The sequence below is a fragment of the Pseudomonas sp. S09G 359 genome (assembly GCF_002843605.1).
Classification (GTDB): Bacteria; Pseudomonadota; Gammaproteobacteria; order Pseudomonadales; family Pseudomonadaceae; genus Aquipseudomonas.
Map to the genome: position 1 here is coordinate 5,668,783 of NZ_CP025263.1, position 15,166 is coordinate 5,683,948.

Annotated in this window: 14 protein-coding genes; 12 read left to right on the plus strand and 2 right to left on the minus strand. The window is 61.3% G+C overall.

Annotation, left to right across the window (positions count from 1 at the left end; all coding sequences use genetic code 11):
- Positions 1 to 49 precede the first annotated feature (49 nt).
- The 5 genes from CXQ82_RS26020 to CXQ82_RS26040 all read left to right on the plus strand — a co-directional run bounded on the left by CXQ82_RS26020 (position 50) and on the right by CXQ82_RS26040 (position 4,869).
- Positions 50 to 316, plus strand: coding sequence for a PepSY domain-containing protein (locus CXQ82_RS26020; protein ID WP_101272921.1), 267 nt, complete (start codon positions 50 to 52; stop codon positions 314 to 316).
- Positions 316 to 861: a cytochrome b/b6 domain-containing protein gene (locus CXQ82_RS26025; protein ID WP_101272922.1), complete on the plus strand. Its 546-nt coding sequence runs from the start codon at positions 316 to 318 to the stop codon at positions 859 to 861. The genes CXQ82_RS26020 and CXQ82_RS26025 overlap by 1 nt, the downstream gene beginning before the upstream one ends.
- A gap of 6 nt (positions 862 to 867) precedes the next feature.
- Positions 868 to 2,136 carry an exo-alpha-sialidase gene (locus CXQ82_RS26030; RefSeq protein WP_101272923.1) on the plus strand — a complete coding sequence of 423 codons (1,269 nt, stop codon included), beginning with the start codon at positions 868 to 870 and terminating at the stop codon, positions 2,134 to 2,136.
- Positions 2,136 to 2,759 (plus strand): hypothetical protein, encoded by a 624-nt coding sequence (locus tag CXQ82_RS26035; RefSeq protein ID WP_101272924.1) that lies wholly within the window; start codon positions 2,136 to 2,138, stop codon positions 2,757 to 2,759. The genes CXQ82_RS26030 and CXQ82_RS26035 overlap by 1 nt, the downstream gene beginning before the upstream one ends.
- 88 nt (positions 2,760 to 2,847) lie before the next feature.
- Positions 2,848 to 4,869: an LTA synthase family protein gene (locus CXQ82_RS26040; protein ID WP_101273873.1), complete on the plus strand. Its 2,022-nt coding sequence runs from the start codon at positions 2,848 to 2,850 to the stop codon at positions 4,867 to 4,869.
- On the opposite strand, the gene CXQ82_RS26045 is transcribed toward CXQ82_RS26040, so the two are convergent.
- Positions 4,870 to 5,244, minus strand: a complete 375-nt coding sequence (locus CXQ82_RS26045; protein ID WP_101272925.1) for a cytochrome c family protein — start codon at positions 5,242 to 5,244, stop codon at positions 4,870 to 4,872.
- Positions 5,245 to 5,287: 43 nt separating this feature from the next.
- A complete protein-coding gene (locus tag CXQ82_RS26050) occupies positions 5,288 to 5,830 on the minus strand; it encodes a demethoxyubiquinone hydroxylase family protein (protein WP_256581831.1) in 543 nt (180 codons plus the stop codon).
- Positions 5,831 to 6,012: 182 nt separating this feature from the next.
- Between CXQ82_RS26050 and CXQ82_RS26055 the strand changes: the two genes are divergently transcribed.
- From CXQ82_RS26055 to CXQ82_RS26090, 7 genes are all read left to right on the plus strand, one after another.
- Entirely contained in the window at positions 6,013 to 6,393 is a 381-nt protein-coding gene (locus tag CXQ82_RS26055) for a response regulator (protein WP_101272926.1), read from the plus strand.
- A gap of 194 nt (positions 6,394 to 6,587) precedes the next feature.
- Positions 6,588 to 7,202: a biliverdin-producing heme oxygenase gene (locus tag CXQ82_RS26060; RefSeq protein ID WP_101272927.1), complete on the plus strand. Its 615-nt coding sequence runs from the start codon at positions 6,588 to 6,590 to the stop codon at positions 7,200 to 7,202.
- Positions 7,199 to 9,427 (plus strand): ATP-binding protein, encoded by a 2,229-nt coding sequence (locus tag CXQ82_RS26065; protein WP_101272928.1) that lies wholly within the window; start codon positions 7,199 to 7,201, stop codon positions 9,425 to 9,427. Before CXQ82_RS26060 ends, CXQ82_RS26065 begins: the two co-directional genes overlap by 4 nt.
- Before the next feature lie 456 nt (positions 9,428 to 9,883).
- Entirely contained in the window at positions 9,884 to 11,785 is a 1,902-nt protein-coding gene (locus CXQ82_RS26075) for an alkaline phosphatase D family protein (RefSeq protein ID WP_101272930.1), read from the plus strand.
- Between the two features lie 359 nt (positions 11,786 to 12,144).
- On the plus strand, positions 12,145 to 12,453 hold the full coding sequence (locus tag CXQ82_RS26080; protein WP_101272931.1) for an XRE family transcriptional regulator: 309 nt from the start codon (positions 12,145 to 12,147) through the stop codon (positions 12,451 to 12,453).
- A gap of 190 nt (positions 12,454 to 12,643) precedes the next feature.
- Positions 12,644 to 13,657, plus strand: a complete 1,014-nt coding sequence (locus CXQ82_RS26085; RefSeq protein ID WP_101272932.1) for a sensor domain-containing diguanylate cyclase — start codon at positions 12,644 to 12,646, stop codon at positions 13,655 to 13,657.
- 182 nt (positions 13,658 to 13,839) lie between these two features.
- Entirely contained in the window at positions 13,840 to 15,093 is a 1,254-nt protein-coding gene (locus CXQ82_RS26090; protein ID WP_101272933.1) for an aspartate aminotransferase family protein, read from the plus strand.
- Positions 15,094 to 15,166 lie beyond the last annotated feature (73 nt).

Sequence of the window (15,166 nt, forward strand, 5' to 3'; positions counted from 1 at the left end):
AGGTTGGTTTTGCACTGTGAAATCTCCCACACATGCTGAGAGCTTTTCCATGCGCAAAATTCTCCTGTTGTCTCTGATTCTCGCCAGCCCCCTGGCCGTCGCCGGTCCGCAGTGCACCACCGCCGAGCGCTCGCAATGGCAAGACGAAAAAACCTTCCAGGACAAGCTCAAGGCCGAGGGCTACAGCATCAGCAAGTTCAAGGTCACTGACGGCAACTGCTACGAAATCTACGGCTTCGACAAAGACAAGCGCAAGGTCGAGATCTACCACGACCCGGTCACCGGCAAGGCTGTGAAGACTGAGATCAAGGGCTGATGCCAGGGCAAACCCTGCGCCTGTGGGACCCTTTGGTGAGGCTGTTTCACTTATCCATCGCTGGGGTCTTTGTCGCCAATTACTTCTTCAATGAAGCGGGCGACGACTGGCATGTCTGGCTGGGCTATTACGCCATGGCCTGGCTGCTGGTCAGAACAGTGTGGGGGTTTGTCGGGCCGCGCAGTGCGCGTTGGGCGGACTTTTGGCCTACCCCAAACAAGCTCAGAGCCCACGCACGGTCGCTGCTCAACGGTAGGCCGCAACACCGTCTGGGCCATTCGCCGATTGGCGCGCTGGTGATGCTGTTGATGTTGCTGGCGCTGCTGACCATCGGTTTCAGTGGGTTCCTGATGCAGGAAGTCGATGCCCTGTGGGGCGCCGATTGGCCACTGCAAATCCACGAGACGGCCGCCGATGTGTTGCTGGCCCTGGTCTGCGTGCATGTGCTGGCCGCCGTGTTTGAAAGTATCCAGGTGCGGGACAACCTGCCGTTATCCATGCTGACCGGTCGCAGGAAGCGCCTGCCGGATGAGCTTGAGCAGTAGCCCCCTATGCGTTCCACCCTATTGATTTGCAGCGTGCTGGCGGTGTTTTTCGCTGCCTGGCAAAGCCACCCGCCCCATGTGCTGGCGCCGTTTGCCCAGGCCAGCCCGAACACTGAAAAAGTGCCGGCGCCGGCGCAGTACACCAGTCGCTTCGTGTCCACGCAGTTGACGGACTTTGTGCACTCATCGTCCGTCACCGCCCTGCCCGGCGGCGACCTGATGGCAGTGTGGTTCGCCGGTTCTCGCGAAGGCGCGGCCGACGTGCAGGTGCGCACCGCACGCTTTGACGCGAACAGCGGCGAATGGGGCGCCGAGCAGGTGTTGGCCACGCGGGAAAGCACTCGCGACGGCACCCAGCGCTATATCCGCAAGCTGGGCAACCCAGTGATTGCCCTGGGGCCGGATCAACGCCTGTGGATGTTTTACGTGTCGGTGTCTGTCGGTGGCTGGGCCACCAGTGCGATCAATGTGATGGTGTCTGAAGACCTTGGTGCCAACTGGTCGCCACCGAGGCAACTGGTGACATCGCCGTTCTTCAATATCAGCACATTGGTGCGCGCCGCCCCGGTGTTCCATGCCGACGGTTCTATCGGCCTGCCGGTGTATCACGAGTTCATGGGCAAGTTTGCCGAATACCTGTACCTGAGCGCCGACGGCGCGGTGATCGACAAATTCCGCATCAGCCGGGGCAAGAATTCCCTGCAACCGACCATTGTGCCGTTGGATGGCCAGCGCGCCGTGGCGATGCTGCGCTACGCCGGCAACACCCATCACCGGGTGTTGGCCAGCCGCACCGAGGACGCCGGGCAAACCTGGAGCGAGCCGTACCCGCTGGAACCGGCCAACCCCAATTCGTCGCTGGCGGCGGTGGGCACGGTAGACGATGGCTTGCTGGTAGCCCTCAACGACCTGCAGGACGGCCGCTTCAAACTCAGCCTCTATGGCACCGACGCGCAGTTCAGCCAATGGCGCACGGTGGTCGATCTGGACCAGTCGCCAGACCCGCTCGGCCAGCCGTTCGCCCCCGAGGCCTATAAAGAAATCATCGGCGAAGGCTTCCGCGCATCCAGCGGGGCCAAGCGTTTACCGCTGGAACAACGCTTTCTCAGCAGCCTCGACTACCGGGTGTGTAAACCCCAAGGCTGCGATTTCGAATACGAGTACCCGTACTTCAGCCGCAGCCCGGACGGCACCTATCACCTGGTGTATTCGTGGAATAACACCTTTATCAAACATGTCAGCTTCAACGAAGCCTGGCTGGCGGAGCGTCTGTGATGGTTTCTGAGTGGCAGGCCCATTTGAGTTTTGTGCTGCTGGGGTTTGTGGCGCTCAGCACGCTGCGCTTTACCGCACCTTGGCGGCCGTGGCTGCTGCCGATGCTGGTGGCGGTGAGTTTTATCCCGGTCAATGAGCTGCCGTTGGCGGCGTATGTGCGCAGTTTTACCGATGACCTGGCCATCAGCACCTTGGTGTTGTTGGCGTGGGTGGGGCTGAGTCGCCTGGGGGTGGTGCAATCGCTCAGCCGTCCGCATCAGGTGCAGATGTTGCTGCTGTTTGGCTTGCTGAGCCTACTGTTGTACCCGGCCACGATGGGCCTGACCTACTTCGACCCCTACCGCTGGGGCTTCAACCCGCGGCCGATGATTGTGCTGGTAGGCGCCGCGGCGCTGTTGCTGCTGTGGCTGCGCAATGCCCTGGCCGTATGGATGTTGGCGGTTGGCACCTTGGCGTTCGCGCTGCGGCTGAAGGCATCGGAAAACTATTGGGATTATCTGGTGGACCCGCTGCTGACGGGTTATTGCCTGGTCGCTGGATTAATGCAGTTCAAACTGTGGGAGGGACGGTGCGACGATTCGACTTGCTCCCGATGGTGGCATTTCAGGCACCGCATGCAGTGACTGATCGACAGCTATCGGGGGCAATTCGAATCGTCGCACCGCCCCCTCCCACATTAGATGTGCGGTGTTTTGAAGAATGGGGATGATGATGAGTGCGTTGCAATCACGCCGCCTGCGCTACGGCGTAGGCGCGATCGCGTTGGTATTTGCCTTGCTGGCAGCGTTGCGGCTGGTGTTTGTGCTGGGCTTTTCCGGCCTGGCCCCAAGCACCCCGGCGCTGCTGGAAACCCTGGGCATCGGCCTGCGTTTCGACCTGCGCCTGGCGGTGTTGCTCTTGCTGCCGCTGGCCGTGCTGGCGTGGCTGCCACGTTGGAACCTCACCACCTTGCCGGCCCTGCGCTGGCTGGCGCGGGGCTACCTGGTGGTGGCGCTGGCGGTGGTAGGCCTGGTGTATATCATCGACTTCGGCCACTACGCCTACCTCGGCGTGCGCATCAATGCGACGGTGCTGCGTTACCTGCAAGACGCGCAGATTTCACAACAGATGGTGTGGGAAACCTACCCGGTGCTGTGGATAACCGCCTGCTGGCTATCGGCTGTGGCGCTGTGGGTTTGGGCATTGGTATGCCTGGAGCGACTGACCCTGGACCGCGCGCGCCAGCCCATCAGCGCCGCGTCGTTGGCGGCGGTCTCGGTGATTGGCCTGGTCGCCGTGCTGCTGGCCCTGCTCGGCCGCGTCGCCAACCTCAACCTGGAAAACCCGGTGCCACTGCGCTGGAGCGATGCGTTCTTTTCCGGCAACAGCCAGGTGGCCGCCGTGGGCCTGAACCCGGTGCTGTTTTTGTACGACACGCTCAAAGTCGGCCAAGCGCAATTTGATGAACAGCAGGTGCGCGAGCATTACCCGCAAATCGCCGCGTACCTGGGGGTGGATCAGCCCGATGCACAGTCACTGAATTTCACCCGCGAGCAAGGCGTGCAGCCGTATCGCCTGGCCGGTACGCGCCCGCCCAATGTAATTTTCGTAATGCTCGAATCCCTCGGCACCAGCGCCGTCGGGGCCTATGGTAACCCGCTCAACCCCACGCCGAACCTGGACGCCCTGGCCAAACAGAGCTGGTTCTTCAAGCACTTCTACGTGCCCGTTACCGGCACGGCCAAAACCGTGTGGGCCAGCATCACCGGCGTGCCGGATGTAACCCGTCAGGAAACGGCCACACGCAACCCGCTGATCACGCGGCAGCACACGCTGATCAACGCGTTCGAGGGTTACCAGAAGTTCTACATGATCGGCGGCAACGCCGGCTGGGCGAATATCAACGCGCTGATCCGCCAGAGCATCGACGGCGTGCAGCTCTATGATGAAAGCCACTGGCGCTCGCCACGCGTGGATGTGTGGGGCATCTCCGACCTGAACCTGTTCAAGGAGGGTGACGCGCTGCTGCGCACGCTGCCCAAAGACCAGCCCTTCTTCGCCTACGTGCAGACCGCCGGCAACCATCGGCCATTCACCATCCCCAAGCTCAATGATGGTTTCCAGCTAAACGACGTGACCCTGGAGCAAGCCCAGGCAGCCGGTTCGCGCAGCGTCGAGCAATATCAGGCGGTGCGCCTGCTGGACTACAACATCGGGCGCCTGATGGGCATCGCCAAGGCCGGCGGTTATTACGACAACAGCATTTTTGTGTTCTTCGGCGACCACAACACGCGCATCAGCCAGATCCCGCACATGGCGCCCGCTTTCGAACAACTGGGTCTGGAAAGCAATAACGTGCCACTGCTGATCCACGCCCCCGGCCTTGAACCACGGGTAATCGAAGAGGCCGTAGGCCTGGCCGACCTGTTGCCCACAGTGGCCGGCATGGCGGGCGTGCCCTTTCGCAACGGCGCCATGGGCCGTGATATCCAGCAACCGGCGCCGGAAGGCGAGCGCGTGGTGCCGCTGGTATTGCGCGAAGGCACGTTCCCGATCATCGGCGGCGTGACCCAGGACTTTCTGCTGCAGATGCAACATGACGGCAGCTCGCCGACCCTGCACGACCTGGCGTCGCCGACGCCGCGCGAGGATGTGGCGGCGCAGCATCCCGAGGAATTTCAGCGCTTGCAGGGGCTGACGCGGGGCCTGCACGAGAGTGCGCGGTTGATGCTGTTCCGTAATGTGCGGGAGTGATTATTTGGGCTGGAAGGTTTCGAGGTACGCCAGGATGTTTTCGATCTTCTCCGGGTCGCTGATGCCCCAGAAGATCATGCGCGTACCGCTCACCACCTTTTTCGGCGCCTCGATATAGGCGGCGAGTTTGTCGCGGGTCCAGACCACGCCGGAATTTTTCATCGCGTCGGAATACTGGTAATCGGTGGTGGTGCCGGCGGGTCGGCCGATGATGCCGTTGAGCTCCGGGCCGAACCCGCCGCGCGCGCCTTCACCAATGCTGTGGCAGCCGCCGCAGGTCTTGCTGAAGAGTTTGCCGCCGGCCTCGGCATCGCCGGCTGCAAGGGCCGATCCGGTATTGAGGGTCAGGGCGAGGGCGAACAAGGCGTACTTCATGACGGGCTCCACAACGGGTGATGCTGGCAATTATGCCTGTTTGTCAGGAGCGCATGCCCATCCAGATCACCGCTTCGGTCCAGGCCGTCACCACGGGCGTCAGCATTTTGAACCAGGGGTCGTTCGTATCGATCTGCGCCGCCGACTGGTCGTGGTGATGCTGTTCTTCATCCACAATCGAGGCAATGGCCGCCACCGCCTGTGGGTCGATATCGCGCAGCACCTGCAGTTGGTGGGCGAGGTGTTTGAGCACCACGCTTTCCACGGCCACGGTGGTGGTCATGATCGCCTTGCGACCGCACAGCCCGGTCAGCAACCCGAGCGCCAGCCCGCCCAACCCACATAGCCAGTAGCTGCGGCAACGCGGGTAACCCCGGCGCTGCAACTCGGCCTTGAATACCGCACGATGGCGGCGCTCGTCACCCAGAAACTCGGTGAGTTCGGCCACCAGGCTTGGGTTGAACGCGCGCGCCATGAACAGTTGGCCGCTGTAGATACAGATCGCGCCATGCTCACCAGCGTGGTCGACTTTGATCATGCGGTTGCCGAGGTTCTTATCGGGCAGTGAAACGGCTGGGGCATTCACGTTTGGAGGCCTTTCCCTAGTTTTGCGCAGCCTAGCCTGAGGCTTGCAGTGGCCGCCAGCTAAATAGGCGGCCCTGACCGGTAAACCACCAAATGACCACCCATCGTTTACGAAACATCCAATCGAACCTATCCACCGCGCCCGACTCCACCTTATTGAACCCTGATGGAGGAGTAAGGATCATGGCTCAGCCATCGATTTTGGTATTGGAAGACGACGAGATTATTCGCTCGTTGATGGTGGATGTACTGGAGGACTTCGGGGCCGTAGTCACGTCTTTTCCTTCGGCAGATGAAGGGATGATCTACCTGGAGCGAGGCGACGACCCGGTCGACCTGATTGTCAGCGATGTGCAGATGCCGGGGTTGCTCAATGGTTATGACTTGAGCCGGGTGGTGGCCCATCGCTGGCCCAGCGTGCCGGTGCTGCTGACTTCCGGCAATGCCAGGCTGGCCGAGCAGTTGGGGGGTTCGGTGCGCTTCCTGCCCAAGCCGTGGAGCACCGAGCATTTATTGGAATGCGTGCAAACCGCGTTGACCCAGCAGGGGTCGTCGATGCATTGATAGCGTTGCAATATCACTTCTACCGAACTTCGGCACAACCCTGATGGTCACTATGCAGGCAAGGAGCGACTTTTCTGATCCGCCGGTCAGCATATTCGCCTTGTGCGTAAGCTGACGGCTATGAGTTGTGTAGAATTGCCGCACATTTCTACGCGTCATTCATGGTCGAAAGGCCCATAGTTCGAGCTCACTGAATGCATTCAAAGGCCCCTGACGTTGGTGCGCCCTCATTGCTGGAAGCGTTGCGCACAGGCACCGCCCTGCTGCACATCGCACTGGAAAAACGCTTGCCGTTTTTTTCCGAGCGCCTGGATGCCGATGGGTATCAGCGCTTGCTCCAGGCGTATTGCGGGTTTTATCAGCCGATGGAAGCGGCGCTGTACGACAGTGGCTTGATCCCCGAAGGCTTCGATCAAGCGCTGCGTGTGAAAAGCCCCACTCTGGTGAGCGACCTGCATGCCCTTGGCCTGGATGCCGCTGCCATCCAAGTACTGCCCCGCTGTGCCCACCTGCCGGACCTTGACACGCCCGCTGCCTGCCTTGGCGCCCTGTATGTGCTGGAAGGCGCGACCTTGGGTGGCCAAGTGTTGCGTCGGGAAATGGCCCAGCGCCTGGCCATCAACGCCGACAACGGCGGCGCGTTTCTCAATGTATACGGGGCCGAAACCGGTCGCCGCTGGAAGGATTTTCTCGATTACCTGGGCCGCCAGCCGCTGGACACCCCCGCCAGACAGCGCGCGGTGGACGCGGCCCGTTCGACGTTCAGCTGTTTTGAGCAATGGCTCGACAGCCAGGAGGTACTGCTATGAAACCCGACGATTTTGAAGAACTGCTTGCCAACTGTGCCGACGAGCCCATCCGCTTCCCAGGGGCGATCCAACCCCACGGCGTGCTGCTGACGCTGTCGGAGCCTGAGCTGAATATCATCCAGGTCAGCGCCAACGTCGGCAGCCTGTTCGGCCACGCGCCCGAGGCCCTGCTGGGCCAGCCACTGCACACCTTGGTCGGCGCCAAACACGCCCAGGCGGTGCAGGCCATGGCTGAGCACAACACGTTTTTCGACGCGCCGCCGCTGCACGTCAGCCTCAACGGCGCTGAGTTCGAAGGCCTGTTGCACCGCCATCAGGACGTGCTGGTGCTGGAGTTCGAACCCCGGCTCAAAGACTTTCAGCCACGCGCGTTGAAAGGTCGCACCAGCGACCTGGGCAAGATGCTGCAGCGTTTGCAGGCCGCGAAAACCCTGCAGGCGCTGTACGAAATCAGCGTGACCGAAATCCAGGCGATGACCGGCTACGACCGCGTGCTGATCTATCGCTTCGAAGACGAGGGCCACGGCCAGGTGATCGCCGAAGCGTCGGCACCGTCCATGGAACTGTTCAACGGGCTGTTCTTCCCCGCGTCTGACATCCCCGAGCAAGCCCGCGAGTTGTACCGCACCAACTGGCTACGCATCATCCCGAACGCAGCCTACGAACCGGTGCCGCTGCTGCCCAAGCTGCGCCCGGACACCGGCCAGCCCCTGGATTTGAGCTTCGCGACCCTGCGCAGTGTTTCGCCGATTCACTGCCAGTACATGCAGAACATGGGTGTGTTGTCGTCCATGAGTATCTCGCTGATGAAGGGCGATAAGCTGTGGGGCCTGATCAGCTGCGGCAACCGCGAGCCGCTGCTGGTGCCCAATGACCTGCGTACCGCCTGCCAGACCATCGGCCAGGTGTTGTCGTTGCAGATCAGCGCCATGGAAGCCCTGGACCTGAGCCGCCAGCGTGAAGAAAAAGTCGAGGCCCTGGCGCTGCTGGACCAGGCGATGAAAGCCTCGGACGTAAATGTGTTCGACGGCCTGGCACAGCAAGGCCAGTTGCTGATGGACCTGACCCTGTCCGGCGGCGTGGCAATCATCGAAGACAAACAGCTGCATCGCTATGGCAACTGCCCGGAACCGGCGCAGATCCGCGCGCTGCACAAGTGGCTGCAAAATGGCGGCGAGCCGGTGTTCTCCAGCCATAACCTGGCATCGGTCTACCCGCCGGCCGCCGAGTTCCAAAAGGTGGCCAGCGGGGTCCTGGCCATGAGCCTGCCCAAGCCGGTGGACAATGGCGTGCTGTGGTTCCGCCCGGAAGTCAAAGAGAACATCAACTGGAGCGGCGACCCAAACAAGCCACTGAACCTGGAAACTTCCGACACCGGCCTGCGCCTTCGCCCACGGACTTCGTTTGAAATCTGGAAAGTCGAAATGGCCGGTATCTCGACCAAATGGAGCCATGGCGACCGGTTTGCCGCCAACGACCTGCGCCGCTCGGCCCTGGAAAACGACCTGGCCCGCCAGGTGCTGCGCGAGCAACAAGCCGTGCGCGCCCGCGATGAGCTGGTGGCGGTGGTGTCCCATGACCTGCGCAACCCGATGACCGTGATCTCCATGCTGTGCGGCATGATGCAAAAAGCCTTCAGCTCGGACGGGCCGCACACCTCGCGGCGCATTTCTTCGGCCATCGACACCATGCAGCAGGCCGCCGGGCGCATGAACGTACTGCTGGAAGACTTGCTCGACACCTCGAAAATCGAGGCCGGTCGTTACGTGGTCAAGCCGGTGGCGCTGGATGTCAGCCAGATGTTCGAGGAGGCCTACTCCCTGCTCGCACCGCTGGCGATGGAGAAGGGCATCGACCTGTCGTTCAACGCCGAGCCCGGCCTGCAGATCAATGCGGACCCCGAACGCCTGTTCCAAGTGCTGTCGAACCTGATCGGCAACGCCATCAAATTCACCCCGCGCCAGGGCAATATCGGCATCAGCGCCATGAGCAATGGCGAGGAGATCGTATTTTCGGTGCGTGATTCCGGCGAGGGCATTGCCCCTGAACAGTTACCGCATGTGTTCGATCGCTACTGGACCCAAACCGAAAACAACCCCACCGGCAGCGGGCTGGGGCTGTACATCACCCAGGGGATTGTGCAGGCCCACGGCGGGCGGATCGAAGCCCAAAGTGAATTGGGCCGAGGCAGTGAGTTCAAGTTCACCGTGCCCAAATCGACCTGAGCGGCCCGTTGCTACACCTCTTGCAAAATTCAGGCAGCCCCATGGCCGGGAACGATTGAACCGGCCAATGCCACAGAACTCATGCGCACTCAAAAGGAGTATTGATGCGAGAAGCACTCCTTCAATTGAGTAAGAGGCCTACCTATGATTGGTACCCCGATCCAAAGCTTTAACTTTTACAAAGTAGCCATGCACACCGCACTCCCGGTCAAACCGGTGGAAAAACCTGAAGCCCTCCACCCCCACCAGGAGGAGCGACATAGGCAACGGCAAACGCCAGACAAGTCATCCCTGGATACCCTCGGCAACGGCCGGCTGCTGTGATGCGACAAGGAACATAAACCGTTCCTGATCACTGCCCATAAGTGCAGCGCCAGGCGCTGCACGCAATTAACAAAACACTGACATCCGCTGCGCTACCCTCCTCTGTTCTACTTTGCTTGAGCCGTGCCCTTCATGCCACAACCCGATACATTGCCCGCGGTGATTGCTGGCCCGGTGCTACGGCGCCTGGAACCGCAGCGCCTGGTCATCTGGCTGGTGGGAAGCCGTGCCCTGTCCTTGACCCTGAAACTGCAAGTGCCCCAGGGCGAATCGCAGACAATCGACCTCGACGCGCAGCACTGCCAAACAGTGCCCGTGGGGCGCCACGCGTTTATCCACCTGATCGACGTAACGCTGGCCCAAGCACTGCCCCAAGACGTCGCTATCGGCTACGACCTGCTGGTCGACGGCGTTGGCCTTTGCGAGTGGGCGCCGCACCTGCTGTACGCCGATACCCGGCTTGCGACATTCGTGTTGCATAGCCGTATCCATCAGTTGGTGCATGGTTCCTGCCGTAAACCCCATCACCCGGCCGATGAAGGCTTGTTGTGCGTAGACCGCCTGCTGGCAGACGCCCACCCTGCCCCCGCGCAACGCCCAGCCTTGCTGATAATGAGTGGGGACCAGGTGTATGCCGACGATGTGGCCGGGCCGATGCTACGGGCGATTCATGCACTGATCGCCCGGCTCGGCCTGTTCGACGAGTACCTGGAGGGCGCGGTGGTGGATGACAGCGCCAGCCTCTATGGGCATCGCGCCAGCTATTACCATCGCGCCGACCTGCTCCCGGCGCTGGACAGTAACGAGACCCTGCGCGAACGGTTTTTTGGCGGGGTGAAAAAACCGATCTTCACCAGCAGCACGGCCGACAATCACTTGGTGACGTTGGCCGAAGTGATAGCGATGTACTTGCTGGTCTGGTCGCCCACGCCGTGGACACTGATTACCGCGCCAGCACCGCAACTGAGCAGCGAAGAACAGCAGCGGTATGCCCGCGAGCAGGTGCAGATCGAGCATTTTCGCGAAGGCCTGCCGGGCGTCGCGCGGGTGTTCGCACACCTGTCCACCTTGATGATCTTCGACGATCACGACATCACCGACGACTGGAACCTCAGCGCCCAATGGGAAGAAACCGCCTACGGCCACCCCTTCTCCAAGCGCATCATCGGCAACGCCCTGCTGGCCTATATGCTGTGCCAGGGTTGGGGCAATCAGCCCGATGTGTTTGGTGAGGCGGTGCAGCAAACCCAGGCGCTGGCCGCCCAAACGCCAGACAACCACCTGAACGCGGCGGCGCAGGATGAGCTGGTGCAGGCACTGCTGAAATTCCAGCAATGGCACTACGTACTGCCTACCACGCCTGCGCTGGTGGTACTCGACACCCGCACCCGGCGCTGGCGCAGCGAGTTCACCCTCAAGCAACCCTCGGGCCTGCTGGACTGGGAAGCCTTGAGCGAGCTGCAACAAGAGCTGCTGGACCACCCCTCGGCCATCATCGTGTCGCCCGCGCCAATCTTTGGCGTGAAGCTGATCGAGACGGTGCAGAAAGTGTTCAGTTGGTGCGGCCACCCACTGCTGGTGGATGCCGAAAACTGGATGGCCCATCGCGGCGCGGCCCAGGTGATCCTGAATATTTTCCGCCATTCGCGCACGCCGGGGAACTACGTGATCCTGTCGGGCGATGTGCATTACTCATTCGTCTACGAAGTGCTGATCCGTCATCGCAACGCCGGCCCCCGGATCTGGCAGATCACCAGCAGCGGCATCAAGAACGAATTCCCACGGCGCCTGCTGGCAGGGTTCGACCGCCTCAACCGCTGGCTCTATTCACCACGCTCACCCCTCAACTGGTTCACCCGCCGGCGCACCATGCAGGTGGTGCCGCATACCCCGGAGCATGCCGAGGCCGGCGAACGGTTGTGGAATTCGGCCGGGATCGGCCAGGTTTTTTTCAACGAACAGGGGCAGCCGGACGGGATTTACCAGCACAACGCGGATGGGAAGGTTCGGACGCGGATGGTGGCGCCGCAGTAACCCGTCCTACACCGGTACTTGAAAGTTCGTGCAAGACTTTCTGAAAGATCACAAGAAACTGTTTTTATTGAATTTTTTTGAAAAAATTCTATTTCTCATGCTCTCGAGAAAAAGTGCCAGGCTCTGACTTATCTTCGCGAAAAGCCTTATCAATCGCCGATGGTCAAATGAACCTTTTTTGGTACACTCGCCAGTGAATGACATACATCTCGTGTTAAACGTAGTTTTCTATCGAACCGAGGCTGGTAACGAGCCGGTACGTGAATGGCTGATGGAACTGCCGAGGGGAAGAAAGAAAACGCCTTTGGTCGAGCTGAATACTGCAAGGCATCGCAAGAGTAAGTTATGAGGAACAGCGCATGAACAGGCATATCGGCTCCAACTTCGATGATTATCTCAACGATGACGGGCTCATTGAGGAAGTGTCCGCCGCAGCGTTGAAACGTGTGATCGCCTGGCAACTGGCTGAGGCGATGAAGGCTCAGAAAGTCAGCAAAAAAGCGCTGGCCGAGCGTATGCATACCAGTCGTACCGCAGTAGACCGCGCACTCGATCAGAACGACGCGGGTATGACACTGGCTACCCTGGCAAGCGCGGCGCGAGCATTGGGTCAACACGTGGAAGTAAGGCTTGTTCCCAACGCGGACCCACGCCTCGCGACGACTTGAAACATTGCGAGTCCTACGCAGTACCGGTGAATCACCTCACCCTTCGCAGCAATAGCCTAACGTCCCCTCTGCAACCGTACATCTGCCCTATTCAAACCGCCCAAGCCTCGCTGTACAGTAGGGGCAGCCATGGAGTATCGGCGTCAACATCGGCTGGCTTCAACGCCAGCCCCCCGCAAGGAGCGCACAGATGGACGATATCTCCGGCAGCACCTCGAAGATGAGTGATTTTTCTCTCTTCAACGCCGACATGCTGCATACCGTGCTGGAGCTGGTCAGCGACGGAATCTGGGATTGGAACGCCAATACCGGGTTCGTCTACCGCAGCCCGGGCTGGTACGAAATGCTGGGCTACCCGCGTCACTCCCTGGAGAACAGCGTGTTCACCTGGGAAAGCGTGATCCACCCGGAGGATTACGCCCAGGTGATGACGCTGTTCGATGACTACATTCACCGTCGCGCCCCCCACTACCAGGCCGAATACCGTTGCCGCAAACAAGATGGCAGCTACCTGTGGATCGAAGACCGCGGCTACGTGATCGCGCGAAACGAAGACGCTTCGGTGGCGCGGATGGTGGGCGCCCACCGCGATATCCATGCGCGCAAAAGCTCCGTCGAGCAATTGGAGCAGCGCAATCAGTCCCTTGAAGCCCTGGTGGCCGAGCGCACGCGTGAGCTGTCGCGCGTCAATCAGCAGCTGCAACTTCAGCTCGATGAAAACCGCTCCCTGGCCGAAAGGGACGCCCTGACCTTGGTTGCCAACCGCTATCGCCTGGAAAAAGCCCTGCTGGAAGAATGCGACCGCGCCCAGCGCTTCCGCCTGCCCATGGCACTCATCGCGATGGACATCGATGACTTCAAGCCGATCAATGATCGCTATGGTCACGCCGTGGGCGACCAGGTCCTGATCCAGGTAGTGGAGTGCCTGGAACGCTGCATTCGCCCGGGTGATCTGCTGGCCCGCTGGGGTGGCGACGAGTTTATGCTGGTGTTGCCAAAAGGCTCGCTGGAGGATGCCAAGGCAGTGGCCGAGCGCATCTGCCAGACAGTACGGGACAACCCGCTGAGCAGCGATTTCAACGTAACCCTGAGTGCCGGCGTGGCGGCGCGCCAAGCGGGTGAGTCCCCCGCCGCCCTGATGGCGCGTGCCGACCAGGCGTTGTATCGCGCCAAGGCAGCGGGGAAAGACGCGGTGTGCGGATAACGCCGGGCGCTAGCGAAGCGGCGGCGCGACATCCGGGTGCTTGCTGGCCTTGGCCTGCTCTTCGATGTTCTGCGAACAGCTCGTTCCGATTTGGAATGACCCGAGCACTTTATTTCGTTTGCGACAGGGCCCGGCGCGCGGCTTAGATAAACACACGCCCGCCACTGCCGAGTTCACGATTCATGAGCCGCGAAACCATCAGCCAGTCGATTTCCATCGTTCACCCCATCAGCCTCAGCCACGGTAAAAACGCCGAAGTCTGGGACACGGCGGGCAAACGCTATATCGACTTTGTCGGCGGTATCGGTGTGCTTAACCTCGGCCACTGCCACCCCGGCGTGGTCGAGGCGATTCGTGAACAGGCCACTCGCCTGACCCATTACGCCTTCAATGCCGCCCCGCACACGCCCTACATCGAACTGATGGATCGCCTGACAGCCTTTATCCCGGTGGACTACCCAGTAAGCGGCATGCTCACCAACAGCGGCGCCGAGGCGGCGGAAAATGCCTTGAAGATCGTGCGCGGCGCCACTGGCCGCACCGCCGTGATCGCCTTTGACGGCGCCTTTCACGGTCGCACCCTGGCCACCTTGAACCTCAACGGCAAGGTCGCGCCCTACAAACAAAAGGTCGGCGTACTGCCCGGCCCGGTGTATCACCTGCCCTACCCCAGCGCCGACAACGACGTGACCTGTGCCGAGGCGCTGAAAGCCATGGACCGCTTGTTCAGCGTGGAAATCGACGTCAACGACGTGGCCTGTTTCATCATCGAGCCAGTGCAGGGCGAAGGCGGCTTCCTCGCGCTGGACATTGAATTCGCCCAGGCGCTGCGCCGGTTTTGCGATGAACACAGCATCCTGCTGATCGCCGATGAAATCCAATCGGGTTTCGGGCGCACCGGCCAGCGTTTCGCCTTCTCGCGCTTGGGCATCGAGCCGGACCTGATCCTGCTCGGCAAAAGCATCGCCGGCGGCGTGCCACTGGGCGCGGTGGTCGGGCGCAAGGCGCTGATGGACAACCTGCCCAAGGGCGGCCTCGGCGGTACGTACTCAGGTAACCCGATCGCCTGCGCGGCAGGGTTGGCCACCCTGGATGCGATGACCGATGCGCACCTGCACGCCTGGGGTTCGCAACAGGCAGAAGCCATTGTGAGCCGTTATGAAGCCTGGCGTGCGCAGCAACTGTCGCCCTACCTCGGCCGCCTCACCGGCGTGGGCGCCATGCGCGGCATCGAACTGGCCCACGCCGACGGCACACCCGCGCCCAAACAACTGGCGCAATTGTTGAGCCTGGCGCGGGAGGCTGGCCTGCTGCTGATGCCCAGCGGCAAGTCGCGGCATATCATCCGCTTGCTCGCGCCGCTGACCACTGAGCCGGCGGTGCTGGAGGAAGGCCTGGATATCCTCGAAGCCTGTCTCAAGCAATTGGCCGCCTAGCCCACTATCCGCTGGCCGGCAGCCTTGCACTGCGATAAGGGCATTGTGCTGCCTTGACCTGATCCCCCGCCCC